Origin of the sequence: Nocardia sp. NBC_01377 (assembly GCF_045040005.1) — a bacterium.
GTDB lineage: Bacteria > Actinomycetota > Actinomycetes > Mycobacteriales > Mycobacteriaceae > Nocardia > Nocardia noduli.
The window spans coordinates 8,815,298-8,840,911 of record NZ_CP109566.1 but is presented as its reverse complement, the minus strand read 5'-3'; the positions used below and the strand labels follow the sequence as shown (position 1 = coordinate 8,840,911).

Genomic DNA, 25,614 nt, shown 5'->3' with positions numbered 1-25,614 from the left:
CCCTCGGCGGGTGAACAGGAGGGCGCCCCTTCCCGAGCGCCCGGCACGGCAGCCGCGTCGCGCGAGCGGAAGGTCGGCGGCACTCGGACCGGCCCGACCCCGGATACGGCCGGTAATCTCGGCCGCATGACCTGCTGCGGACCGTCGCGCCGGACCGCGCTCGGCATTCTCGGACTGGCCGCGCTGATACCGTTGGCGCGCACGGGTTCGGCTCGCGCCCAAGCGAATCCGGTGATCGCGACCGATCTCGAAGTGGTGACGGTCACCGGCGACTCCGTGATCATGACGTGGACGACCGTCACCCCCGGTACCGACGGCCGATTGGCGCCCGTCGCGGCAGGCGGTGAGGTCAGGATCGGGCCCGCGGACGCGGCGCAGACCCCGGCCGTGCGGTACGCGGAATCGGAGTCGACACCGTTCCACTACGCCGAGATCCACGGCCTGGAGCCGGGACGGCGCTACCGGTTCGAGGCCTGGTCGGACGGCAATCGCGCGACTCCCGCACTGAACCTGACCACGCTCGCGCCGGGTTCGTCGGAGATCACCGGTGAGTTCACCACCCTGGTCCCTCCCCCCGGCCGTCTGCTGCGCACCCTCGCCCTGGCGAACGACGTGCACTACGGCGAGACGGTCAGCGGCCTCGTCATCGGAGACTTTCCTCCCGGTTTCCGCCAGGGCCCCGGGCAGCCGCCCTATCCCGAGGTCATGCTGAACGCACTGCTCGATGATCTGCGCCGACCGGACCGCGGAGCGCAACGGCTACTTCTCGCGGGCGACCTGACCAGCGAGGCCAGGCCCGAGGAATCGAGGACCGTGCGCACCCGACTGGATTCGTGGGGCACGCTCGGACAGGACTACCTCGTGGTGCGGGGTAATCACGACCGCCCCCACCTGGGCGACGACTATCGCGGCTGCCGCCCCGCCCCCGCCGATCATCACGACTGCTGGGGCGAAGTCTTCACCGCGCGTCAGGAATTGGTCGAGCACGAGATCGGCGGTCTGCGCTTGCTCGGGCTGGACACCGGCGATCTCGACGCGGCGGGCGGACAGATCGACCCCGCACAATTCGACCGGCTGGCGCAGGTATTGCGCGCCGATCCCGACCGGCCGACGCTGGTCTTCGGCCACCATCCCGTCACCACGGAATCCGGTCTTACCAATACCGCCGGACCCGGTTTCGTCCTGAACGCCGCCGACAGCGCCGAATTACAAAAGCTCTACACGCGAGCGCCCGGTGTCTTCCTGCATCACGCGGGCCACACCCACCGCAATCGCCGTACCCGTCCCGACGCGGATTGCGCCGTGGAGTTCCTCGAAGTCGCCGCGGTCAAGGAATACCCCGGCGGCTATTGCCTGCTGCGCGTCTACGAAGGCGGCTACACGGTGAATTTCTACAAGACCCGCACCCCGGCCGCGCGAGCGTGGAGCGCGCTGACACGCGGCGAATACTTCGGCCTGCTCCCCGATTACACGCTCGGCGTTCCCGGCGACCGCAATCACGTTGTGCTGCGCGATTTCTCCGGTCTTTCCTGACCGATACCGGCGAGGACGAGGGCGGGCCCGGATCGACGACGGCGCTTCGTCTCTCCGGACCCGCGACAGCGCACGCGGTGCCTGTCATCGAGCGAGCGGCGGGAATTGAACCCGCGTAAACGGCTTTGCAGACCGTTGCCTCAACCACTCAGCCACGCCCGCCTCGTCAACGACAATGCCGGTCGCGTCGCGATAGGACCAGGCTTGCGTTCACGCTGATTTCAATGCGTGCGGCGCCGTTTCGCCGCCTCGACCACTCGATTCGCCCGGCATGGGATGATCGAGTTCATGTCTCCGCCACGCCCGCTCCCGCTGGACCCGATCGAGGAGGCCCACCGCCAATGGGTCGGCCACGGGTGGGGCGATGTCGCCGATGGGATGGCCGCGGTCACCTCGCTGGTGCGGGCTCAGCAAATCGTCATGGCGCGGGTGGACGAGGCGCTCAAGCCCACCGGTCTGACCTTCTCGCGGTACGAACTGCTCATGCTGCTGAGCTTCAGCAAGACCGGTGCGCTTCCGATGGCGAAGGCCAGTGCGCGCCTCCAGGTGCATCCGACCAGCGTCACCAATACGGTCGACCGATTGGAGGCCGCCGAGTTGGTCGTGCGGGTGCCACATCCGAGTGATCGGCGCGCCACTCTGATCGAAATCACCGATGCCGGTCGGGAATTGGTCGCGCTCGCCACCGAGGATCTGAATGCCAGAGTGTTCGCGCTGCCGGGGCTGCCGCCGGACCGGGTGCAGCTGCTGCTACAGCTACTCTCGGAGTTCCGGCACACCGCCGGTGACTTCGACACCGAGGGTGTCGCGCCGGTGTGGTCTGCCCAGGAGAATTAGACTCAAATCCGACCGGTCAGTTCTTTATCCTGTCGAATCGGACATTCGATGACAGTCCGGCATCCATCGAGCGAATTACTCGAGCCATTGTCTTGGCAGCGGCGGAGAAAAGGTTCACCATGGATCCATGGTGCTGGTTCTCGGAGTGTCGGCGGGTGCCGGCGGCGCTCGCGCGGTGCTGACGCATTCCGACCAACCGCATCTTCCGCCGATCGAACGCTGCCACGTCGCGCGCCGGGCGGGTGGCGGTGTCGAGGAACCCGTACTCGAGGCGATCGTGCGGATGCGCCGCTCGGCCGATCAGCGTGACGAACTCGTCAGCGGTACCGCGGTCACCTGCCGGTGCCCGCTGCACGCCGAATCCATTCGGGCGGGTGCGGGCGACGAACCGCTCACCATCGTCGACGAGCCCCTCGCGCAGCTGCGCTACCTGCGTTTCACCGGACAACTCCCCGACAGCGGCTCGGTCATCCTCTACGACCTCGGGGCATCGGGACTGACACTCACCCACGTCGACTGCCGGACCGACGCGGTGCTGTCGAGCAAACACAGCACCGTCCTGGGCGGCGACGGCTACGACGCGCTGTTGCGCTGGCAACTGGCACGCGGCGGCGTCCTCACCGACAGATCCACCAGCCGCAGACATCGCGAAGCGTTGAGCAGCGCGCGGGTGATCACGGCGCTGGACGCCATCTCGGGCGGGCGGGCCGTCATCACCCGCAGCGACCTGGTGGAATTGTGTTCGGCGGGGATCCACCATTCGGCCTCGTTCGTCCACCAGCTCATCGAGGAGAGCGGCGTCCAACCGGACGGCCTGGTCCTGCTCGGCGGGTGCAGCCGCAGCCCCGACGTCCGCGCGGAACTGGCCGCGCTGATCGATCTGCCTATCATCTACGACCCCGAACCGGAATACGTCTCGGCACGCGGCGCGGTACTGCTCGCCGCCGAACGCCACCACGGCGATGTCAGGATGGCGCGGATGCGCAAAGGCGCGGCGATCGTCGTGCCGCGCCCGCCGGTCACCCGCCGCAAGGTCATCGCCGCCGTCGCCGTAACCGTGGCCCTCGGCGCGACGATCGCCGGACTTCTTGCCCTGGAACATAATTCGGAACGCTCCCCCGACGGCGGGACCGCACCGACCCAGGTGGAACTCGGCACGCGACCTCAACTGTCCAACAACTGATCCCGGGCCGTAGGAGCCCGGCCGTGGGATTTCGGCCGGGCTCCGCCGCTCAGCGGTTCTCGAACTTCGCGGGACGCTTCTCGATGAAGGCGGCCATGCCTTCCTTCTGATCCTCGATGGCGAAGAGGGAGTGGAAGACGCGGCGTTCGAAGCGCAGGCCCTCGGCGAGGGTCGTCTCGAAGGACCGGTTGACCGATTCCTTGGCGATCATGGCGACCGGAAGGGACATCGAGGCGATGGTGGTCGCCACCTCGAGCGCGGTGTCGAGCAGTTCGGCGGCGGGCACGATCCGCGAGATCAGACCCGCTCGCTCGGCTTCCTCGACGTCCATGTTCCGGCCGGTCAGTACCAGATCCATGGCCTTGGCCTTGCCGATGGCACGGGTCAACCGCTGCGAACCGCCGATACCGGGGATGACGCCCAGTTTGATTTCCGGCTGCCCGAATTTGGCCGTGTCGGCCGCGATCAGGATGTCGCAGAGCATGGCGAGCTCACAGCCACCGCCGAGCGCGTAACCGGCGACGGCGGCGATGGTCGGCTTGCGGAAATTCGCCAGCCGGTCCCAGCGCGCGAAGAAATCGTTCAGGAACACGTCCATGTACGACTTGGGCTGCATTTCCTTGATGTCGGCGCCTGCGGCGAAGGCCCGCTCGGAGCCGGTGATCACCACCGCCCCGATCTCCTCGTCGCGCTCCAATTCGTCGAGCGCGGCGATGACGTCGTCGAGAACCTGCTCGTTGAGCGCGTTGAGCGCCTTCGGGCGGTTCAGCGTGATCCAGCCGACCCGGCCCTTACGTTCCAGCAGAATCGTGTCGAAATCGGTCACTCGGCATCCTCTTGGTCGGAACGGCTACGGATATCGGTGACGATAGCGGAGAAGTCCAGACCGGCCCGATCCTGGTTGAACCGGGTGTAGATCTCGGAGGCGAGCAGACCGAGCAGACCGTCGACTCCGTTGTCGCGCAGGGCGTTCGCGGCCAAGCCGAGATCCTTGGTCATGAGCGCGGTGGCGAAACCGGGCTGGTAGTCGTTGTTGGCGGGGCTGGTCGGCACCGGGCCGGGGACCGGGCAGTAGCTGGTCAGGGCCCAACTCTGGCCCGAGGCGGTCGAGACCACGTCGAAGAAGGACTGGTGGCTCAGGCCCAGTTTCTCGCCGAGTACCAATGCCTCGGACAGGCCGATCATGGAGATGCCGAGCAGCATATTATTGCAGATCTTGGCGGCCTGGCCGACGCCGGACCCGCCGCAGTGCACCACTTTGCCGCCCATGACGTTCAACACATCGGCCGCGTCGGCGAAATCCTGTTCGCCGCCGCCGACCATGAAGGTCAGCGTGCCCGCTGCCGCGCCCGCGACGCCGCCGGAGACCGGGGCGTCCAGGGCGCGGTGACCCGCGCCCACGGCCAGTGCCGCCGCGGCCTTGGCGTCGGCGACATCGATGGTCGAGCAGTCGATGAACAGGGTGCCAGGGGTGGCGGCGGGCAGCAGGTCGGCGTAGACGTCGAGCACCAGTTTGCCGTTGGGCAGCATGGTGATGACCACGTCGCGGTCGGTCGCGGCGGCCGAGGCGGTGGCGACGACGGTCGCGCCGTCCTCGCGCGCCTTGTCCTGCGCGGCGGGCACCGGGTCGAAGGCGACGACGTCGTAACCCGCCGTGACGAGGTTGGCGGCCATCGGGCCGCCCATGTGCCCGAGGCCGAGGAAGCCGATCTTCTTGGTCACTACTGTCCTTCCGGAATGTTCAAACCCAGTTCCCCGACGCCCAATTCGGCGAAGTAGGCGTCGACCGCCGCCGTGGACACATCGGCCAGGGAGGCCGGATTCCACCGCGGATCGCGGTCCTTGTCGATGACCTGGGCGCGAATTCCTTCGACCAGGTCGTGGGAGGCCAGTGCCGCGATGGACACCCGGTACTCCTCGTTCAGCACCGCCTCCAGATTCGGCAGGCCGCGCGCGTTGCGCAGCGAACGCAACGCGACCTTCAGCGCGACAGGCGATTTGCCGAGGATGTCCTCGGCGGCCCGTGCGGCCTCGGGTGTGCCGTCGGCCCGCAATCGGGCGACGATCTCCTCGACCGAATCGGCGCTGTAGCAGGCGTCGATCCAGCTCCGCTGTGCCACCAGCGCGGATTCCGGTGCGTCGCTCGCGAATTTGGCGATCGCGATATCGGCCGACTCGGTCCGCAGGGTTTCCAGCAGCGCGGCGATATTGTCCGAAGTCACGTAGTAGTCGGCGAATCCGGCCGCGATGGCGTCGCCCGCGCCCATGCGCGCGGTGGTGAGCGCGACGTGGGTGCCGATCTCGCCGGGGGTGCGCGAGAGCAGGTAGGTGCCGCCGACGTCGGGAACGAAACCGATGCCTACCTCGGGCATGCCGATCTTGGACCGTTCGGTGACGATGCGATGGCTGCCGTGACCGGACAGCCCGACACCGCCGCCCATCACGATGCCGTCCATGACGACGACGTACGGCTTCGGATAGCGGCCGATGAGCGCGTTGAGGATGTACTCGTCGCGCCAGAAGACGCCGGTCGGCGAATCGACGTTCGCGCCACCGCCGGACGCGTCGGCGTGGATGGCGACGATATCGCCGCCCGCGCACAGACCGCGCTCACCGGCTCCGGTGACGACGACGGTGCGCACCTCGTCGTCGGCGGCCCATTCCCGCAGCGCGCGTGTGATGTCCAGTGCCATCGCGTGATTGAGCGCGTTGATGGCCTTGGGCCGGTTCAGCGTGATCAGGCCGAGCCCGTCACGTTTCTCGATCAGAACTTCGGGTTCGGTCACTATGCCGCTCCTACCACCGCGCGGGCGACGACCACCCGCATGATCTCGTTGGTACCTTCCAGGATCTGGTGCACGCGCAGATCCCTGACGATCTTCTCCAGGCCGTATTCGGCCAGGTAGCCGTAGCCGCCGTGCAATTGCAGGGCCTTGTTCGCCACGTCGAATCCGACGTCGGTCGCGAAACGTTTCGCCATGGCGCACATCTCGACCTTGTCGGCGGAATCGGCGTCCAGTGCTGCCGCCGCGCGCCAGAGCAAGGTGCGCGCGGCCTCCAATTCGGTACGCATATCGGCGAGTTGGAATTGCAGCGCCTGGTTATTCAGCAGCGCTTTGCCGAACGCGTTGCGCGCGGCCAGATACGGCACGGTCTTGTCGAGCGCGGCCTGAGCCCCGCCGACCGAGCAGGCCGCGATATTCAGGCGGCCACCGTTGAGCCCGTTCATGGCGATCCGGAAGCCGTCGCCCTCGGCGCCGAGCCGGTTGGCGGCGGGCACCCTGGCGTCCTCCAGGATCACCTGGCGGGTCGGCTGGGCATTCCAGCCCATCTTCCGCTCGTTCGGCCCCACCGAGAGTCCGGGAGTGTCGGCCGGGACGATGAAGGCCGAGATTCCGCGCGCGCCATCGTCTCCGGTGCGCACCATCATCACGTAGACATCGTTGGACCCCGCGCCCGAGATGAACTGCTTGGAGCCGTTGAGGATGTAATCCTCGCCGTCGCGCACCGCCTTGGCGCTCAGCGCCGCCGCGTCCGAGCCGACGCCCGGTTCGGTCAGCGCGTAGCTGGCCAGATGTTCCATCGAGGTCAGGCGCGGCAGCCAGTGATGGCGCTGGGTCTCGTCGCCGTAGCTGTCGATCATCCACGTCGCCATATTGTGGATCGAGATGTAGGCCGCGATGGCGGGGCAGCCGGTGGCCAGCTGTTCGAAGATGCGCACCGCGTCGAGCCTGCGCAGCCCCGACCCGCCCACGTCCTCGCGCACGTAGATGCCGCCGAGGCCGAGTGGGCCCGCCTTGCGCAGCACGTCGACCGGGAAGTGTTTCTGCTCGTCCCACTCCAGCGCGCGCGGCGCGAGGAACTCGTCGGCGAATCCGCGCGCGGTGTCGCGGATCGCCTTCTCGTCTTCATCGAGATCGAACATCGTCAATCCATGGTGGGAATGACGAAGGCGTTGGGCACGGAGCTTGCGGAGTGCCCCGGGGATACTGCTTTCCTTTCGCCTTCCGGCCAGCGCTGCGTGACGGTCTTTGTCTTGGTGTAGAAGCGGATCGAATCCGGGCCGTGCTGGTTCAGATCGCCGAAGCCCGAACGCTTCCAGCCGCCGAAGGTGTAGTAGGCGATCGGGACCGGGATCGGGACGTTGATGCCGACCATGCCGACCTGCACGCGCGCGGCGAAATCACGGGCGGTGTCACCGTCGCGGGTGAAGATCGCGACGCCGTTGCCGTATTCGTGCTCGTTGGCCAGTCGCAGACCCTCTTCGTAATCCTTGGCGCGCACGACCGTCAGCACCGGGCCGAAGATCTCTTCCTGGTAGATCCGCATCTCGGGGGTGACATTGTCGAACAGGGTCGCGCCGACGAAGAAACCGTCCTCGCCGCCTTCGACGGTGAGGCCGCGTCCGTCGACCACGAGCGAGGCGCCCTCGTCGATGCCGACCTGGACGTAGTTGTTGACCCGGTTGACGCCGTCGAGCCCGACCAGCGGGCCGTAGTCGGCACCGAGATCGTCGGACCGCCCGACATTGAGCTTGTGCACGCGCTCGGTCAGCTTGGCGACCAGGCGATCGGCGGTCTCTTCGCCGACCGGCACCGCCACCGAGATGGCCATGCAGCGCTCGCCCGCCGAGCCGTAGCCCGCGCCGATCAGCTGGTCGGCGACGTCGTCGAGGTCGGCGTCGGGCATGACGATGGCGTGGTTCTTCGCGCCGCCGAAGCATTGCGCGCGCTTACCGTTCGCGGTCGCGGTCTCGTAGATGTACTGCGCGATCGGGGTGGAGCCGACGAAGCCGACCGCCTTGATGCGCGGATCGTGCAGCAGGGTGTCGACGGCTTCCTTGTCACCGTTGACGACGTTGAAGACGCCGGGCGGCAGACCCGCCTCGAGGAACAGTTCGGCCAGGCGAAGCGGCACCGAGGGATCGCGCTCGGACGGCTTGAGCACGAACGCGTTGCCGGTGGCCAGCGCGGGGCCCGCCTTCCACAGCGGGATCATCGCCGGGAAGTTGAACGGGGTGATACCCGCGACCACTCCGAGGGGCTGACGCATCGAGTAGACGTCGATGCCGGTGCCCGCGCCCTCGGTGTACTCGCCCTTGAGCAGGTGCGGGATGCCGACGGCGAATTCGATGACCTCGAGTCCGCGCTGGATGTCGCCCTTGGCGTCGGCGATGGTCTTGCCGTGCTCGGAGGACAGCAGCGCCGCGAGGGAATCCATCTCGTCCTGGACCAGGGCCAGGAATTTCATCATGACCCTGGCCCGCTTCTGCGGGTTGGTCGCGGCCCAGCCTGGCTGCGCGGCCTCGGCGTTCGCGATAACCGCCTCGACCTCGGATTTGCTCGCCAGCGGCACCCTGGCCTGCACCTGTCCGATATTCGGATCGAAGACGTCGCCGAATTTGCCGGAAGCGCCGGGGACGTGCTGTCCACCGATGAAGTGCGTGAGTTCGCGAACCATGCCAGTCCTCTTCGTTGTCGACATCGCGCATCACGCGATCTGCGGTCATCCTATAGTTGGATGTCCAAGTAAATGAACGGCCACGGCGGCGATGTGATCCTTCCCACCGCCCGCGGTTGTGTGGCGCTGTGACGGCCATCACCGTAGGATTAGTTTGACGTCCTAGTATCGGGCATCGAACTTAATCTGAACAGACTCCCTGAAGGGGCTCTCGTGGCCGACGATCGCGCGTTGCACACGCCGAACAATCCCATCCGATTCGTGACCTCGGCCGCCCTCTTCGACGGCCACGACGCGGCGATCAACATCATGCGCAGGATCCTCCAGGCCCAGGGCGCCGAAGTGATCCACCTCGGCCACAACCGGGCGGTCAGCGAAGTCGTCGACGCGGTGCTGACCGAGGACGTGCAGGGTGTGGCGGTCAGCTCCTACCAGGGCGGCCACGTCGAATACTTCGAATATCTCGCCGACGCGCTGAAAAAGGCGGGGGCCGAACATGTCCGGATCTACGGCGGCGGCGGCGGGGTGATCGTCGACGAGGAGATCGCGCGCCTGGCCGAAGCGGGCGTCACCATCTTCTCCCCCGAGGACGGACAGCGGCTCGGCCTGCCGGGCATGATCAACCGGCTGATCCGCGACTGCGACTACGACCTCGCCGTCACGCCCCCGGTGCTCGACGCCGTGCTCGCGGGCGAACGAGCGGCCCTGGCGCGCGCGATCACCTGTCTCCAGGAGGGCACCCTGCCCGCCGCCGATCGGCAGGCCCTCGCCGACGCCGCGGCGGCGCGCCCGGTGCCGGTCCTCGGCATCACGGGCACCGGCGGTTCGGGGAAATCCTCGCTCACCGACGAATTGGTGCGCAGGCTGCGATCGGACCAGCAGGACAAACTGCGCGTCGCGATCCTCGCCGTCGACCCGACCCGCAGGCGCGGCGGTGGCGCGCTGCTCGGCGACCGCATCAGGATGAACGCGCTCGACGGCGACCACCTCTTCTTCCGGTCGCTCGCCACCAGGGGCGGGCACGAATTGCCCGGCGATATCGACGGCATCGTGACCGCGTGCAAGGCCGCCGGATACGACCTGGTGATCTTGGAGACGCCCGGTATCGGTCAGGGCGACGCCGCCATCGTCGACCACGTCGATCTCGCGATGTATGTGATGACACCCGAATTCGGGGCGGCGTCGCAGCTGGAGAAGATCGACATGCTGGATTTCGCGGACGTGGTCGCGATCAACAAATTCGAGCGACGCGGCGGCGCGGACGCGCTGCGCGATGTGTCACGCCAATTGATCCGCAATCGAGAGGCCTTCGGCGCGGGGCCGGAGGATATGCCGGTTTTCGGCACCAGCGCCGCGACCTTCAACGACGACGGCGTCACCGCGCTCTACCAACATCTGATCGCACGCCTGGCCGAATTCGGATTACCGCTGGAACCGGGTGTGCTGCCGCGCGTGCGGACGCGCGCGTCGACCCGGTTCGCCCAGATCATTCCGCCCGCGCGGGTGCGCTATCTGGCCGAGATCGCCGAAACCGTCCGCGATTACCACGCCCTGACGGCACGACAGGCGGCGGCGGCCCAACGCGTGCAGCGGCTGGAACTGGTCGCGGCGGAACTGCCGGACGATATGGCGCTGGGCGCTCTGCTCGACGGTGCCCGTGCCGAACTGACCGACGACAATGCCGCCCTGCTCGCCGAATGGCCCGCACTGGCCCGGTCGTATTCGGGTGCGGAACGGGTCGTGCGGGTACGCGACCGTGAGATCCATACTCTGCTGCGGCGCGAAACCCTGTCGGGTAATTCGATCCCACGGGTGGCCCTGCCCCGATTCACCGATCACGGCGAACTGCTGCGATTCCTGCGCGCCGAACACCTGCCGGGATATTTCCCGTTCACCGCGGGTGTCTTCCCGTTCAAACGCGACAACGAGGATCCGGCGCGCATGTTCGCCGGGGAGGGTGACCCGTTCCGCACCAACCGGCGTTTCAAGGTGCTCAGCGAACATTCCGACGCGAAAAGGCTGTCCACCGCCTTCGATTCGGTGACCCTCTACGGCCACGACCCCGCCGAACGTCCCGATATCTACGGCAAGGTCGGCACGTCGGGCGTGTCCATCGCCTCGCTCGACGATATGAAGGCGCTCTACGACGGTTTCGACCTGACCGCGCCGACCACCTCGGTCTCGATGACGATCAACGGTCCGGCGCCGACCATCCTCGCGTATTTCCTCAACACCGCGATCGATCAGGCGGTGCTGGCGTTCACGACGGACAAGGGTCGCGAGCCGAATACCGAGGAGGCCGCCGAGATTCGCGCCGGAACCCTGGCGACGGTGCGCGGCACCGTACAGGCCGACATCCTGAAGGAGGATCAGGGCCAGAACACCTGCATCTTCTCGACCGAATTCAGCCTGCGCATGATGGCCGATATCCAGGAATGGTTCGTGCGCAACGGCGTCCGCAATTTCTACTCGGTCTCCATCTCCGGCTATCACATCGCCGAAGCGGGCGCGAATCCGATCAGCCAGCTCGCGTTCACCCTCGCCAACGGATTCACCTACGTCGAGGCGTATCTGGCGCGCGGTATGGATATCGACGAGTTCGCGCCCAATCTGTCGTTCTTCTTCTCCAACGGCATGGATCCCGAGTACTCGGTGATCGGGCGGGTGGCGCGGCGGATCTGGGCGGTCGCGATGCGCGATCGCTACGGGGCCGACGAACGCTCGCAGAAACTCAAGTACCACATTCAGACCTCGGGCCGATCGTTGCACGCCCAGGAGATGAATTTCAACGATATCCGCACCACGTTGCAGGCGCTGATCGCGATCTACGACAACTGCAACAGCCTGCACACCAACGCCTACGACGAGGCGGTGACCACCCCGACCGAGGAATCGGTGCGCCGGGCGCTGGCCATCCAGCTCATCATCAATCGCGAATGGGGTATCGCGATGAACGAGAATCCCTTGCAGGGCAGCTTTCTCATCGACGAGCTCACCGATCTGGTCGAGGAGGCGGTACTCGTCGAATTCGAGCGGATAAGCGATCGCGGCGGGGTCCTCGGGGCGATGGAGACCGGCTATCAGCGCGGCAAGATCCAGGACGAGTCGATGCGGTACGAACATCGCAAACACGACGGATCGCTGCCGATCATCGGCGTCAACACCTTCCGCAACCCGCACGGCGAACCCCATCACACGCTGGAACTCGCGCGCGGCACCGAGACCGAGAAGCAGTCACAGCTGGCGCGGGTCGGCGATTTCCAGCGACGTCACCGCGACGACGCGCACGCCGCGCTGGCCCGGCTGGAAGAGGTGGCCCGCACCGACGACAACATCTTCGATGTGCTGATGGATGCCGCGCGGGTGTGCACGTTGCAGCAGGTCACCGATACCTTCTTCCGGGTCGGGGGGCAGTACCGCCGCAATGTGTGAGACGCCGGGTGGGCCGGGATTGTCGGTGCCTGTCGCTACCATCGCGCGCATGGAAGCAACCGGCACCTTCACCGTGACCGCCTTCGCCCCCGCCGAGGTGGTCGTCGAACCCGTGGTCGTCACCGCGCTGCCGGTGGGCGTGGCCACCATGACCAAGATCTTCGACGGTGAGATCGCCGGGCAGGCGGCCACCGTGTTCACGGCCGCGTTCGATCAGGACAGCGGCACCGGGACCTACCTGGCGATGGAATCGTTCGAGGGCGTGATCGCCGACCGCGCGGGCAGTTTCAACTTCCTGCATTCGGCGACCACCTCCGGCCGGGACCGCAGCGATCCGTTCTTCCTGATCGTTCCGCACAGTGGCACCGGCGAATTGGCCGGTATCACCGGGACCGGTGAGATCACCGTCGACGCCGACGGCACCCATCGCCTCCGGCTCGACTACGACCTCACCTGAGCGTCGGCCAGTCGATCGAGCAGCGTGGCGCGCGCGGTCACCAGCGACGGCCCGTACCAGGTCAGATCGCGGCCGGCGACCAGCGCGACGGGGATGCCCGGAAATGCCTCGGGGCCATCGGATTCGGTGAAGACGTAGGGTTCGTCGGGCAGTACGGCCAGCGTCACGTCGGCGGTGAGTTCGTCGAGGGAGGTCCTCGGGTAGCGGTCGGGGCGAACCGCGTGGACCAGGCGCAGACCGAGCCGGGCCGCGAGATCACCGGTGAACGTGTCCCGGCCGACCACCATCCACGGGTCGCGCCAGATCGGGATCACGGCCGCGCGCGAGGGTTCCGGAGCCGTTGCCGCCCAGACGGATTCGGCCTCGATCAGCCAGCCCGGCCGCTCGATACCGAGGGCGGAGGTGAACATCCTGGTCAGCGAGCCGATGGCCTGATCGACGGTTTCGATGTCGGTGACCCACACCGCGATCCCGGCGGCCCGCAGACGATCGACGTCGATGCGCCGATTCTCCTCCTTGTTGCACAGCACCAGGTCCGGCGCGAGTTCCACGATGCGCCGGATATCGGGATTCTTCGTGCCGCGCACCCGTTCGACATCGAGTTCGCCGGGGTGGGTGCACCATTCGGTCGCCGCCACCAGCAGTTCGGGACAGGTATGGGCGACCGATTCGGTGAGCGACGGCACCAGCGACACCACCCGCCGGATCGAGGCGGGCAATGTGGTCTCGAAGCCGAGATCGTCCGGTTCGACGCGCACGGTGCTCATAGGTCCATGGTCCCGCGCGGACCGCGCGAGTGCCGCGACGGGGTGTCGGCGAGGCGACCGCGCCGTAATTCTGCCCGACCGCCGATGCGCCGACACCCGTTGTCCCAGCTCACATCCGTCACTGTCCGACGACATCGCCCGGGGTGCGGTGACGCCGGGCGGCGCGGACGGCCGTTATCGAACCGCGCGAAGGTCGGCGTAGTGGCAGTGAGCGGGCAGTAGCCGCACGCTCCCGAGGGGACCACACTGGAAGGAGCACCCGGCGCCGGGAGACCGGTAGCCACCGGACAAGGTCCCGTCCCGAGCTCGTCCGGCAGAACCATCGCCCTCGATGCCGGGTGCTCACTATCGGCCGCGCGTGCCGCGACGATCCGCCACCGACTCCGTGGGAGCAGAATCGGCAGGATCGTTACGCGACAAGCGAATCCGCGACGGAGCCGCTACCGACACTCCGCCGCGGAGCCGAAGGTGCGACGGCATGATCCGACGCAGGGGGCCGGATCATGCCCGCGACGTCAGCTGACGAGCGGATCACGGGGCATACCGAGGATCCGCTCCGCGATCTGATTGCGCGTCACTTCCGAGGTACCGCCCGCGATCGCCATACCGCGCGCGCCGAGCACCATCAGCCCGGCCAGCTCCGCGGGTCCCTCGGCCAGCGCGAGATCGGGGCCGAGCAGCGCGGCCATGATCGCCGCTCGCTCGCCGATATGTTCGGCCAGTTTGAGTTTGGTGATATTGCCTTCGGGACCGGGCCCGGCGCCTTCGATACTGCGGGCGGCCCTGCGCAGGTTGAGCAGACGCAGCGCGTGCTCCTCCGCCAGGAATCGACCGACCCTGATGTCGGCGTCGGCACAGCGGTCCCGGTACCGGGTGACCATGGGCACCAGCGTTCCCGCCGGAAAGACGCCCGCTCCCGATCCGCCGCCGATGCTGACGCGCTCGTTGCCCAGGGTCGCGCGCGCGACCGTCCACCCGGTGTCGGGCGCGCCGACGACATCCTCGTCGGGCACGAAGACATCGGTGAAGAACACCTCGTTGAATTCCGAGCCGCCGATGAGCATTCGCAGCGGGCGCACCTCGACGCCGGGCGCTTCCATATCGATGATCACGGTGGTGATGCCCGCGTGTTTCGGCACATCCGGATTAGTACGCACGGTCGCCAACCCGCGACGGCTGTAGTGCGCGCCGCTGGTCCAGACCTTCTGCCCGTCGATGCGCCAGCCGCCCTCGACCCGAGTGGCCTTGGTCTTGACCGCCGCCGCGTCCGATCCGGCATCGGGTTCGGAGAACAACTGACACCAGACCTCTTCCTGGCGCAGCGCCTTCTCGACGAATCGTTCGATCTGCCAAGGTGTTCCGTGCTGGATCAAGGTCAGGACAACCCACCCGGTGATCGAGTAGTCGGGCCGCCGCACACCCGCCCGGGTGAATTCCTCCTCGATGACGAGCTGCTCGACGGCGCTCGCGGCACGTCCCCACGGCCGGGGCCAGTGCGGCATGATGTAGCCGGTCGCGATCAGTTCGTCGCGCTGCGCGGTCTCCTCCAGCGCCGCGAGGCGCCGCGCTTCGACGGCGATCGCCGCACGCAATTCCTCGGTCCCCTCGGGCAGGTCGAGACTGTTCTCCCTGGTGACACCCGCCGCGGTCATCGTGAAGACATCGCGGGCGGGTGCGTCGCCGCCGAACAGGGCCCGCAGGGCGAGCGCACGGCGAAGATGCAGGTGGGCGTCGTGTTCCCAAGTGAATCCGATACCGCCGTGCACCTGGATATCGAGTTCGGCGTTGTGGACGTAGGCGGGCAGGGCGAGTGTGGCCGCGGCCGCGGCGATCAACCCGAACTGCTCCTCGTCCTCGCCGGCGGCCCGCGCGGCGTCCCAGACCGTGGCCACCGCAGACTCGGCGGCAACCAGCATGTTGGCGCAATGATGTTTGACGGCTTGGAAAGTCGCGATGGTGCGACCGAACTGCTTGCGTACCTTGGCGTAGTCGACCGCGGTCTCGACACAGTCCGAGGCTCCGCCGACGGCCTCGGCGGCCAGAACGGTCCTGGCGAGTGCGAGTGCGGTCGAGCGCGCCCCGGGCAGGACATCGGACGGCGCGACCGCGACATCGTGCAGGGTGACCCGACCGGATCTGCGGGTCGGATCCAGATTCGGCGGAACCTCGACCGAAACGCCCTCGCGCTCGCGTTCCACCAGCACGACATCGTCACCGGCGAACACGAGCAGCATGTCGGCCATGCCCGCGCCGAGTACGACACCGGCTGAACCACCGGCGCGACCGCCGTCGTCCACTCCGACCTCACCGCCGAAGCCGACGGCCGCCGTCACCGATCCGTCGGCCAGTCCCGGCAGCAGGCGCGTCTTCTGTTCCTCGCTGCCACGCGCGGCCAGCACGGCCGAGGCGATCACGGTCGGAACGAACGGTCCCGGGGAACGGCACGGCCCAACTCCTCGACGACCACCACCAGTTCCGGCAGTCCGAACCCGGAGCCGCCGTATTCGGCGTCGATATGCAGACCGAGCCAGCCGAGTCCGGCCAGCTCCGCCCAGAACGGCGGGCGGCCCTCCTCGGCGGAGTCGAGCAGGTCCCGTGCCGACCAGCGTGCTTTGTGGCCGGTCAGGAACGCGCGCGCGACCGCGGCGAGCTCGCGGTGATCGTCGGTCAGTGCGATACCCATCGGTGTCCTCCTCGACATACCGTCAGCCGTACGGTACCGGAATCGGCAGCACGGATTCCCGGGTTTCCCCGGAGCGAGCGCACCGCGTTCGTGGCAGTGCTGGGACAGCGGTAGGGCATTCTCACCGAACCGCGTCGCGGGCAGAATTGTCAACGGCACCCGGCGCGAGGAAGCTACCGATCCGCGCTGACCGGGCGAACCCCGCCCGAACGAGTCCGGGAGGCTTGGTCGGTTGCGCTGCCGGGTGCCCGCCAACCTCCGCGTTTCCGAACGAACCCCGAATGCCCGTGTCTTCGCGCGACCAGCGGGCCCGGGCCCGGGAGCCCGGACTCAGCGCCCGAACACGTCGTACAGCGCCCGCAGTTCCCGCAGACCGGCGGCCGCACTCGGCTCGTCCTCGGCCAGCATCCGCAAGGCGCGGCGCAGGATCACCGGATCGAGATCGTCGGCGGCGGGGCGGAATTCCGGGGTCGGCAGATCCGGCAGCGTGACCCGATCCCCGTACGGATCGTCGGAGACCGTCGGCCGCGGATCACGTTCGATCCCCCCGATGAGGGTGTCCAGATCCAATCCGCGCAGAGTGAGGATTTCACGCGGACGCTCGTCGAGCCGTTCGGCCAGCAGATAGCAGACCGCGGCCACGTGCTTACACGGCCAGCCCGGATCCGGGCAGGTGCAGGTGAAATCCAGATCCGCCGCCGTGGTCGGGAGCAGATGCGGTCCGAGGCCGCTCGGCAGCGCGCCGGAGGCTATCTCGGCCAGCATGCCCGGCGCGGTGCGAATCGTCTCGATCAGCAGCGCCAATTCCTCCTCGCGCAACGGGCGCACGGTGAAGACCGCCGTGAACGGACGCGGCTGGCTCCCCTGTACTTCCGCCGTCACCGCCCCGGGGTCGATGCGATAGCTGACCACCTGACCGGATCGCGCGTAGGTGCGCCCGCGCGCGAGGCGGCCCGGCTCCGCCATCGCCTCGACGGCGTCGATCAGGGCCTTTCCCCACCAGGTCCGGCCGAACCCGCCGCGTCGGCTGCGCGCGGAGACCCCGCCGTCGACCGGACGACGCTTACCGTATTTGCTGTAATCCTCGAAGGGACTCATTCGCCGACCGCCTCCGCGCCGAGCGCGAACAATTCGCGTAATTCGTCGGTCCCCATCTCGGTGATCCAGTTCTCGCCGGCACCGACCGCCAATTCCGCGAGATGACGTTTTCCGTTGATCATCTCGTCGATCTTCTCCTCGATGGTGTCGACGCACACCAGTTTGCGCACCTGCACGTCACGCCGCTGACCGATACGGAACGCGCGGTCGGTGGCCTGGTTCTCCACCGCCGGATTCCACCATCGGTCCAGGTGCACGACATGGTTGGCCGCGGTGAGATTCAGCCCGGTGCCACCGGCCTTGAGCGAGAGCAACATCAGCGGCGGTCCGTCACTGGACTGGAATCGGTCGACCATGGCGTCGCGGCGTTTCTTGGCCACCCCACCGTGCAGGAACGGGATTTCGGAGCCGAAACGCTCCACCAGATAGGGCGCGACGAGTTCACCGAATTCCCGGAACTGGGTGAACAGCAGCGCTTTCTCACCGTCGGCGAGCACGGATTCGAGAATATCCTCCACCAGCGCCAACTTTCCGGAGCGATGGTGGCCGTGCAGCAGCACCGCCGAACCGTCGCCGAGGAAATGCGCCGGATGATTGCACACCTGTTTGAGCCGGGTCAGCGCGCCGAGGACCGCACCCTTGCGCGCCATCCCCTTGGCGTCCTTGATCTTGGCGAGCATGTCGTCGACCACCGCCTGGTAGAGGGCGGCCTGCTCGACGGTGAGATTCGCGCGCACGGTCATCTCGAATTTCTCCGGAAGATCGGAGATGACCGCCGGATCGGTTTTCACCCGGCGCAGCACGAACGGCTGAGTGAGAAAACGCAGCCGCGATATCGCGTTCTGGTCCTGTTCGCGTTCGATCGGCACCGCGAAACGCGCACGGAAGGTCTGGGCGCTGCCGAGCAGCGACGGCATCGCGAAATCGAGGATCGAACGCAATTCCTCCAGCCGGTTCTCCACCGGGGTTCCGGTGAGCGCCAGCCGGTGTCGCGCGGGCACGGCACGCGCCGCGCGCGCCTGTCTCGTCCCCGCGTTCTTGATGTGCTGGGCCTCGTCCAGCACGATCCGTTCCCATTCGCCGCGCCGCATATCGTCGATATCGCGGGCGAGCAGCGCGTAAGTGGTGATCACCAGATCCGCCTCGGCCACCGCCGCGTCGAATTCCGGACCGGTCCGCCGCCCGACGCCGTGGTGGACGAGAACTCGCAGGTCGGGCGCGAACCGCTGCGCCTCGCGGTGCCAGTTGCCGACCACCGACATCGGGCAGACCAGCAGCGTCGGCCCGGGGGGTGCCGTCGCGTCCGCGCCGATTCGCGGGAAGGTCTGCGCGACTTCACGTTCGTGCAGGAGCAGGGCGAGCACCTGGATGGTCTTGCCGAGGCCCATATCGTCGGCGAGGATCGCGCCGCACCCCATGCGGCTCATGGTCGCCAGCCAGGTCACGCCGCGACGTTGGTAGGGCCGCAGTTGAGCTTTCAGCCCGACCGGTGGTTCCACGGGTTCGACCTCGTGGTGCCCGTCGAACAGATCGGCCGCCCAGCCGGTCGCGGTGACCTCGGTGATCGGCACCTTGTCGACGCGCCCGCTCCCGAGTTCGCCGAGCATATCGGCCAGGGTGATCGGCGCGGGGTCGGTGTGGGCGGCGACGTAGCGCGCCGCGGCGGCGAGCACCTTGTGATCGGCCTGCACCCATTCGCCGCGCAACTGCACCAGATCGGATTTGCCGCTGACCAGCCGGGCCATCTCGGCCGCGGTGAGCACGGTATCGCCGAGCGCCAATTCCCAACGGTAGGAGACCAGACCGCGCATGCCGACCGTGCTCTCGGCGGCGGGGACGGCGCTGTCCACCCGCAATCGCAACGAGGGCGCGGTGATATTCCAGGCCCGCGGCAGCAACAGGGCAACCCCCGCCTCCCGCAGCGCGTGCGCGCCGTGTTCGACCAGATCGGCGACGACCGGTGTCGGCAGCAGCAGGTCCATGCTCTGCGGGTCGCCGGGCAGATCACGCAGACGCGGATAGGCGCGCTGCGCCTCGCCCAACTTCTCGATCGTGGTCCGCACGAGGCTCGGATCACCGTGCAGCGGAATCGGGGCCGGGGCCTCGCCCGCCAGCCGCAGACAGACTTCCAGCCGCCACAGCGCGACCGATTCGTCGTCGGTGCCGAACATGCCGTCGGGCTCGAGCAGGCGCAATACCAGTTCCGGCTGATCGACGGTGAGACTGGCCCGCCACCGTTGCAGCGTCTCGGCCACCTGGTGACTGCCGCCTTCCAACGGCACGTCCCCCACCAGCGCGGCCGGTAACGGATGCGAGGCGGACTGCCCTTCGAGCAGTTCCCGCGCGATCGGATCGGTGAGTTCGCCGACCAGATCCTCCAGCACCGCGGCGGGCCTGCCCGCCACCTGGAGCGCGGCGGGCATCGCGACCGCCGCTTCCGCGAGCCAGGCGCGTTGGCGTTCGCCCCCCACCAACCGCCAGCGCACCCACCACTGACCGTCGTCGCGGCGCAATTCCGGCACGACGCGCCCGGCGCGCACCCACCGTTCTATGCCGTGCGCGAGGTGGGCCAGATATCGCAGATCACCGGAGACGACCTCGGCGGGCAGTCGCTGCCGCAGCGCGGTGGCCGCCGCAGCGGGCGCCATCGCGTGCACCCGCACGTGGTCGATCTCCGCGCGGTCGGTCCCCTCCGCACGCATGACATCGGCACGATGGCGGAACTTCGACGAGCGCAGCGTCGCGCCGAGCGGCTCGGGAAGCGTGCCGGGAACCTCGTCGTCGTCGGTCCACAACAGCAGCCCCGACCCTGGCGACCACAGACCGTGCAGCATCCGCTTATCCAATCAGGTGCCTCCGACAGCGGTCGCGCCGAATTCCGCGATCGCACTGTCCTGGATTTCCGCACCCGAGCGGATAAACTGGTATATCCGCAGGTCATCGCATCTGAATCGTTATCCGAATGGTTATCGCGGCGCTGTCGCCATGGCATCGCGGCGAATCACCGCCGGGTGGCCGACCCGCCCGGGCGTCCAAGGAAAGCGCAGGGCAGCAGCATGACGATTCTGCTCCAGGTACTCGAGCAGAGCTTCACGCCGACCACACCGTGGGAACGGCGCAAATTCACCTTCGTCAACGCCGACAAGATCGTCGACATGCGACTGGACGGTCAATCCGGGGTCTGGCTGGATCTCTCACGTCAGGGCGAATCACAGCGGCTGGCCAGGACGGTCGACCCGGCCGACGCGGTGACTTTCCTCCTCACGACCTTCGCCAAGATCGCGGAATGCGAGGAGCGCGGCGGCTCGTGGTTGATCGGTCACGACGGCGCGCACACCGAATCGATCGCGGCCACCCGATTCCCGCCGCGCCCGAACATGGTCGCCGAAGACGAACTGCTCGCACGGGCCTGGCTCTGAAACACCCTCCGCACTGACCTCCGGCGGCGCCGGATCATGTCGGTGCCGCCGGGTACAAGTGACGGGTGCGCGCCGATACTCGAGAATTCTCCCCGGGTGGACCACCCCGGTGGATGCCGCTCGTCCTGGCGGGCGCCCTCGCACTCGCGGGATGCGCGCTCGACGTCGGCACCGCGCCCGCGCCGGGCAGTCCGACCGGGGTCCAGCTGGACGATCTGTTGACGCGGGTACGCGTCGTCGCCGCCCGCCCGCATCCCGGCGGCTACGAACGGGACTGCTCGGACGGCCGGGCCTGCGTATTCGGACCGGCGTGGACCGACGATCACGACGGACCGGCGGGTCACGACGGCTGCGACACCCGCAACAATGTGCTGGCGGCCCAGCTCACGGCGGTCGCCTTCCGGGCGGGCACGCGCGACTGCGTCGTGATGTCGGGAAACCTGGACGACCCCTACACCGGGCAGCGCGTCGGCTTCAGCAAGTCCGAGGCCCGCGCGGTGCAGATCGACCACGTCTACCCGCTCGCCGCGGCCTGGGACATGGGCGCCGCACGCTGGCAGCCCGAGCGACGGGTGCTCTTCGCCAACGACATCGAGAACAATCTGCTCGCCACCGACGGGGAAACCAATCAGGCCAAAGGTGACAGCACCCCCGCCGAATGGTTACCGCCCGCCGCGGCCAACCACTGCTTCTACGCCGCGAAATACCTCACGGTCGCGGTGTACTACGACCTTCCGGTGACGGTCGCCGACGAAATGGCACTACGTCAGGTCGCGCGGGGGTGTCCGTGAACCGGATGCCGGTGCCGGATGCCGGGCCTACGGCCTCGGCACCGGTTTCTCGACCCGACGACAAGAGTCCCGAGGGCCGACAACCCGCGCCGGGGCCTCACCATCGCAATGCGACCCCGGCGTCAGACTCCCGTGGCGACCGGGCGCTTCGGATCGTTGGACCACTGCGACCACGAGCCCGGGTACAGCGCCGCTTCCACGCCGACCACGGCGAGTGCGGCGACCTGGTGGGCGGCGGTGACGCCGGAACCGCAGTAGACCGCGATCGGGCCTGGCCCCAATCCGGCGAAACGTTCGCGCAGATCCTCGGCGGCACGGAAACGTCCGTCGGCGTCGAGATTCTCGGCCGCCGGCGCGCTCACCGCGCCGGGGATGTGCCCGGCCTTGGGGTCGATCGGTTCGATCTCGCCCCGATACCGTTCGGAGGCTCGCGCGTCGAGCAGCACGCCCTGCCAGCGGGCGACCGCGTCGGCGTCGACCACCGGCAACCGGCCGGACGCCAGGCTGACGTCGCCCGGTTCGGGATCGGCTTCGGGCCCCGTCGCGAGGACTCCGCCCGACGCCGTCCAGGCGGGCAGCCCGCCGTCGAGAATTCGGACGTCCTCGATCCCCGCCCAGCGCAACAGCCACCAGGCGCGGGCCGCGGCCATGCCGCCGGTCGCGTCGTAGACGACCACCGATTCGCCCACCCGCAGCCCCCAGCTGCGCGCGCATCGCTGCAACTGCGCGACATCGGGTAGCGGATGCCTGCCGCTCGCCGGGGTGGGCAAAGCGGCCAGTTCGGTCTCCAGGTCGACGAAGACCGCACCGGGAATGTGGCCGTCCAGATAGTGCTGGGGACCGTCCGGGTCGCCGAGCGCCCATCGAATATCGAGCAGCCGAATATTGCCGCCCGCCAACGCTTCTCCGAGTTCCGTTGCCGAAATCAGTACCGCGCTCACGCCATGACTCCTCATCCAGATTCGCATCTCGCGCACCGACGCCCTCACCCTACGCACGACCCGCGCGCATATCGCTCCACCCCGCAGGATGAAGGAGAGCAGTTCGCGACGCTACCCCCGTATCGCCATGGTCACATCTCGCGCGAACAATTCAGGCCAGTTTCCGCCGACTGGCAGGTGACACGCCGTGCGACCGGCGGAAAGATCCGTGCAATGTCGAAGATTCCAGCGGCGCGGGACGAGCCGGGCACCGACGCGGCGGAATCATCGGAAGCGCCGGGGTCATCGGGGGGCGAATCGGCGCCTGTGCCCGAATCCGCCCGGCCGGGACCGCCGTCGGGCGATGTCGCCCGAACCGGATCCGACATGGCGGTCACGGCCGTCGGCGCACCGACCTCACCGGCCGTGACCGAGCCGGGCATCGAGGTCAGCGCGGATTCACCCGTCGCCGACTCCGGTATCGCGCAGCCGATCGGCGCGGGGGTGGTGACCGCGCTTGTCGGGTTCACCAGTTCGTTCGCGGTGGTGCTGAGCGGGTTGAGCGCCGTGGGCGCGACGCACGCGCAGGCCGCGTCGGGGCTGCTCGCGCTGTGTGTCACCCAGGCCGTCGGGATGATCCTGCTCAGCTATCGGTACCGGATGCCGATCACCCTGGCGTGGTCGACGCCGGGAGCCGCGCTGCTGGCGAGTACCGGCGCGGTGTCGGGCGGCTGGGCCGCCGCGGTGGGGGCGTTCGCCCTGACCGGTGTCCTGGTGGTGATCACCGGATTGTGGCAGCGGCTGGGCAACCTGGTCGCGGCCATCCCGGTGGAGATCGCCCAAGCGATGTTGGCCGGGGTGCTGATCCCGCTGTGTCTGGCGCCGGTCGCGGCGGTACACACCAGTCCGGGCGTGGTGGTTCCGGTGATCGTGGTCTGGTTGGTGTTGCAGCGCTTCGCGAAACGCTGGGCGGTGATCGCCGCGTTCGTGACCGCCGTGATCGGGGCCGGTATCAGCATCGTCGCCCAACATCGGAGCCTGGACCTGTCCGCGATGGCACCTTCGGTGGAACTGACACTGCCGCAATGGAATTGGCAGGCGATGCTGGGGGTGGCGATACCGCTCTACATCGTCACCATGGCGTCGCAGAACATTCCGGGCACCGCCGTGATGCGCTCGTTCGACTACCGGGTGCCGTGGCGGGCGGCGATGACCGTCACCGGGATCGGCACCGTGCTCGGCGCGCCCGCGGGCGGGCACGCCATCAATCTGGCGGCGATCAGCGCGGCGCTGTCCGCGGCGCCCGCCGCCCACCCCGACCCGAAACGCCGCTGGATCGCCGCCGTCACCGCGGGCTGCGCCTACCTGCTGCTCGCCCTCGGCTCCGCCGCCCTGGTGACGTTCATCGCGGCCGCGCCGGAGGGAACCCTCGAAACCGTCGCGGGTCTGGCCCTGCTCGCCACGCTCGCGGCGGCGCTGGCGGGCGCGCTGAGGCCGGAACGCCACCGGGAAGCGGGCGTCGTCACCTTCCTGATCGCCGCGTCCGGCGTCGGCTTCCTCGGAGTCGGCGCGGCCTTCTGGGCGCTGATCGCGGGCCTGGTGGTCCGCCGCGTCCTCGATTATCGGGACTGAGCCGCCGCGCGGACACTGCCGGGAAGGCCGCCACCCGCGCTCGTCTCAGGCGCGGCTGAGCAGCGTCAACGGATCCTCGAGCAGACCGCCCACCGTCGCGAGGAAGCGCGCGGCCAGTTCACCGTCGATCATGCGGTGATCGAAGCCGACGCCGAGTGTGGTGACCCAGCGGACCGCGAGTTCGTCACGGACCACCCACGGGCGCTTCCTGATCGAGCCGACGCACAGGATCGCGCCCTCGCCGGGATTGACGAGCGGCACACCGGTATCCACGCCGAATACCCCGATATTGGTGAGGGTGAAGGTGCCGCCGCGCAGGTCGACCGGTGTCGCGTTACCGGCGCGCGCGGTCTCGGCCAGCCAGCCGATCTCGCGGCACAGGTCACGCAGGCTCAGGCTCTGCGCCTCCTTGAGATTGGGGACGAGCAGTCCGCGTTCGGTCGCGACCGCGATGCCGAGGTTGACGTAGTGCTTGGTGACGATCTGCTGGTTGGCGTCGTCCCAGGTCGCGTTGACACCGGGGAATTCGGTGATCCCGGCGATCACGGCCTTGGCGATCAGCGCGAGCGCCGTCGGGGCGAGTTCGGAGAAGGCCTTCGTGCTGCGCAGATGGTCGAGCAGTTCCATCGATGCGGTGAAATCCACGGTGAGAAAGGTGCTGGCCTGCGGGATGGTGCGGGCGCTCACGGTCATCGATCCGGCGATGCGTTTACGGATGCCCGCGATCGGGGTGCGGGTCTCCCTGGCCGCGGGTCTGATGAGCCCTTCCCCGCTGCTTCCAGCGGGTGCGGCGGCGGTGCTTGTCGTTGCCGGACGGGCGAGTGCGCGGGGCTGGGAGACCGGGACCGCGCTACGCACGTCCTCGACGGTCACCGCACCCCGGGGACCCGAACCCGCGATGTACCACAGGTCGATCCCGAGTTCCTTGGCGAGTTTGCGCGCACCGGGTGTCGCGGCGGCGCGCCCGGCATTCGACGGCTCCCGATCCTGCTGCGGCGCCGACGGTTCCGGCTGCCGCGCGGGGCGGGGTCGGCGGGATTCGGGTTCGCCTTCCGGGCCGTAACCCACCAGCACCGAGGTGCGGCGGTCACCGTTGACCTCGGGCGCCGCGGCGACGGCGAGATCGTTGCGCACCCTGATCAGCGGCGCTCCCACCGGAACGGTGTCACCGGGTTTCGCGAGCAGTTCGACGACCGTTCCGGAGAACGGCGACGGCAGGGCCACCACGGCTTTGGCCGTCTCCACCTCCGCGATCGTCTGGTTCAGCTCGACGGTGTCCCCGACGCCGACCGACCACGACAGCAGTTCGGCGTCCGCCAGACCCTCCCCGAGATCCGGGAGCCGGAATTCCAGGACGTGGCCGTCATCTTGCACAGGGGCACCTCTCACTGGGCGGTCGGAC

The 25,614-nt window shown here is 68.2% G+C and carries 18 protein-coding genes, 1 tRNA gene and 1 pseudogene; 8 read left to right on the top strand and 12 right to left on the bottom strand.

The features are described from left to right. The first annotated feature begins 126 nt into the window (after window positions 1-126). Window positions 127-1,533 carry a metallophosphoesterase gene (locus OG225_RS40370; protein WP_405179841.1) on the top strand — a complete coding sequence of 469 codons (1,407 nt, stop codon included), beginning with the start codon at window positions 127-129 and terminating at the stop codon, window positions 1,531-1,533. A 90-nt stretch (window positions 1,534-1,623) separates the two neighbouring features. Here OG225_RS40370 and OG225_RS40365 read toward each other — a convergent pair. Beyond that, window positions 1,624-1,695: transfer RNA gene (locus tag OG225_RS40365), tRNA-Cys, on the bottom strand. 126 nt (window positions 1,696-1,821) lie between these two features. On the opposite strand from OG225_RS40365, the gene OG225_RS40360 reads away from it, so the two are divergent. After that, window positions 1,822-2,370, top strand: a complete 549-nt coding sequence (locus tag OG225_RS40360; protein ID WP_405179840.1) for a MarR family winged helix-turn-helix transcriptional regulator — start codon at window positions 1,822-1,824, stop codon at window positions 2,368-2,370. A gap of 127 nt (window positions 2,371-2,497) precedes the next feature. Beyond that, window positions 2,498-3,553: a hypothetical protein gene (locus tag OG225_RS40355; RefSeq protein WP_405179839.1), complete on the top strand. Its 1,056-nt coding sequence runs from the start codon at window positions 2,498-2,500 to the stop codon at window positions 3,551-3,553. 49 nt (window positions 3,554-3,602) lie between these two features. Here the strand turns inward: OG225_RS40355 and OG225_RS40350 are convergent, their stop codons facing one another. The 5 genes from OG225_RS40350 to OG225_RS40330 are packed head-to-tail and all read right to left on the bottom strand — an operon-like array spanning window position 3,603 to window position 9,013. Continuing rightward, on the bottom strand, window positions 3,603-4,379 hold the full coding sequence (locus tag OG225_RS40350) for an enoyl-CoA hydratase (RefSeq protein ID WP_405179838.1): 777 nt from the start codon (window positions 4,377-4,379) through the stop codon (window positions 3,603-3,605). Next, window positions 4,376-5,275, bottom strand: coding sequence for a 3-hydroxyisobutyrate dehydrogenase (gene mmsB / locus OG225_RS40345; protein ID WP_405179837.1), 900 nt, complete (start codon window positions 5,273-5,275; stop codon window positions 4,376-4,378). Before mmsB ends, OG225_RS40350 begins: the two co-directional genes overlap by 4 nt. Continuing rightward, window positions 5,275-6,342, bottom strand: coding sequence for an enoyl-CoA hydratase/isomerase family protein (locus OG225_RS40340; protein WP_405183519.1), 1,068 nt, complete (start codon window positions 6,340-6,342; stop codon window positions 5,275-5,277). Before OG225_RS40340 ends, mmsB begins: the two co-directional genes overlap by 1 nt. Next, entirely contained in the window at window positions 6,339-7,478 is a 1,140-nt protein-coding gene (locus OG225_RS40335) for an acyl-CoA dehydrogenase family protein (RefSeq protein ID WP_405179836.1), read from the bottom strand. The genes OG225_RS40340 and OG225_RS40335 overlap by 4 nt, the downstream gene beginning before the upstream one ends. Window positions 7,479-7,480: 2 nt before the next feature. Beyond that, window positions 7,481-9,013, bottom strand: coding sequence for a CoA-acylating methylmalonate-semialdehyde dehydrogenase (locus OG225_RS40330; RefSeq protein ID WP_405179835.1), 1,533 nt, complete (start codon window positions 9,011-9,013; stop codon window positions 7,481-7,483). A gap of 213 nt (window positions 9,014-9,226) precedes the next feature. Between OG225_RS40330 and icmF the strand changes: the two genes are divergently transcribed. Continuing rightward, window positions 9,227-12,445 (top strand): fused isobutyryl-CoA mutase/GTPase IcmF, encoded by a 3,219-nt coding sequence (gene icmF, locus OG225_RS40325; RefSeq protein ID WP_405179834.1) that lies wholly within the window; start codon window positions 9,227-9,229, stop codon window positions 12,443-12,445. Between the two features lie 49 nt (window positions 12,446-12,494). Continuing rightward, the gene (locus OG225_RS40320; protein WP_405179833.1) at window positions 12,495-12,902 is read left to right on the top strand and encodes a DUF3224 domain-containing protein; all 408 of its coding nucleotides are present in this window, start codon (window positions 12,495-12,497) and stop codon (window positions 12,900-12,902) included. Here the strand turns inward: OG225_RS40320 and OG225_RS40315 are convergent. The 4 genes and pseudogenes from OG225_RS40315 to OG225_RS40300 all read right to left on the bottom strand — a co-directional run bounded on the left by OG225_RS40315 (window position 12,887) and on the right by OG225_RS40300 (window position 20,284). Next, window positions 12,887-13,669 carry a helical backbone metal receptor gene (locus tag OG225_RS40315; RefSeq protein ID WP_405179832.1) on the bottom strand — a complete coding sequence of 261 codons (783 nt, stop codon included), beginning with the start codon at window positions 13,667-13,669 and terminating at the stop codon, window positions 12,887-12,889. The two genes, OG225_RS40320 and OG225_RS40315, sit on opposite strands and share 16 nt — an antisense overlap. 515 nt (window positions 13,670-14,184) lie before the next feature. Further along, a pseudogene (locus OG225_RS40310) lies at window positions 14,185-16,352 on the bottom strand (acyl-CoA dehydrogenase). Between the two features lie 330 nt (window positions 16,353-16,682). Next, on the bottom strand, window positions 16,683-17,450 hold the full coding sequence (locus OG225_RS40305) for an SWIM zinc finger family protein (protein WP_405179831.1): 768 nt from the start codon (window positions 17,448-17,450) through the stop codon (window positions 16,683-16,685). Then, on the bottom strand, window positions 17,447-20,284 hold the full coding sequence (locus OG225_RS40300; protein ID WP_405179830.1) for a DEAD/DEAH box helicase: 2,838 nt from the start codon (window positions 20,282-20,284) through the stop codon (window positions 17,447-17,449). Before OG225_RS40300 ends, OG225_RS40305 begins: the two co-directional genes overlap by 4 nt. A 222-nt stretch (window positions 20,285-20,506) precedes the next feature. On the opposite strand from OG225_RS40300, the gene OG225_RS40295 reads away from it, so the two are divergent. After that, window positions 20,507-20,869, top strand: a complete 363-nt coding sequence (locus OG225_RS40295) for a hypothetical protein (RefSeq protein ID WP_216915157.1) — start codon at window positions 20,507-20,509, stop codon at window positions 20,867-20,869. 113 nt (window positions 20,870-20,982) lie between these two features. Next, entirely contained in the window at window positions 20,983-21,660 is a 678-nt protein-coding gene (locus tag OG225_RS40290; protein WP_405179829.1) for an HNH endonuclease family protein, read from the top strand. 122 nt (window positions 21,661-21,782) lie between these two features. Here OG225_RS40290 and OG225_RS40285 read toward each other — a convergent pair whose 3' ends face one another. Next, a complete protein-coding gene (locus OG225_RS40285; protein WP_405179828.1) occupies window positions 21,783-22,616 on the bottom strand; it encodes a sulfurtransferase in 834 nt (277 codons plus the stop codon). 351 nt (window positions 22,617-22,967) lie between these two features. On the opposite strand from OG225_RS40285, the gene OG225_RS40280 reads away from it, so the two are divergent. Next, entirely contained in the window at window positions 22,968-24,212 is a 1,245-nt protein-coding gene (locus OG225_RS40280) for a benzoate/H(+) symporter BenE family transporter (protein ID WP_405183518.1), read from the top strand. Window positions 24,213-24,257: 45 nt separating this feature from the next. Here the strand turns inward: OG225_RS40280 and OG225_RS40275 are convergent, their stop codons facing one another. Next, window positions 24,258-25,586 (bottom strand): dihydrolipoamide acetyltransferase family protein, encoded by a 1,329-nt coding sequence (locus OG225_RS40275; protein ID WP_405179827.1) that lies wholly within the window; start codon window positions 25,584-25,586, stop codon window positions 24,258-24,260. Between the last annotated feature and the right edge of the window lie 28 nt (window positions 25,587-25,614).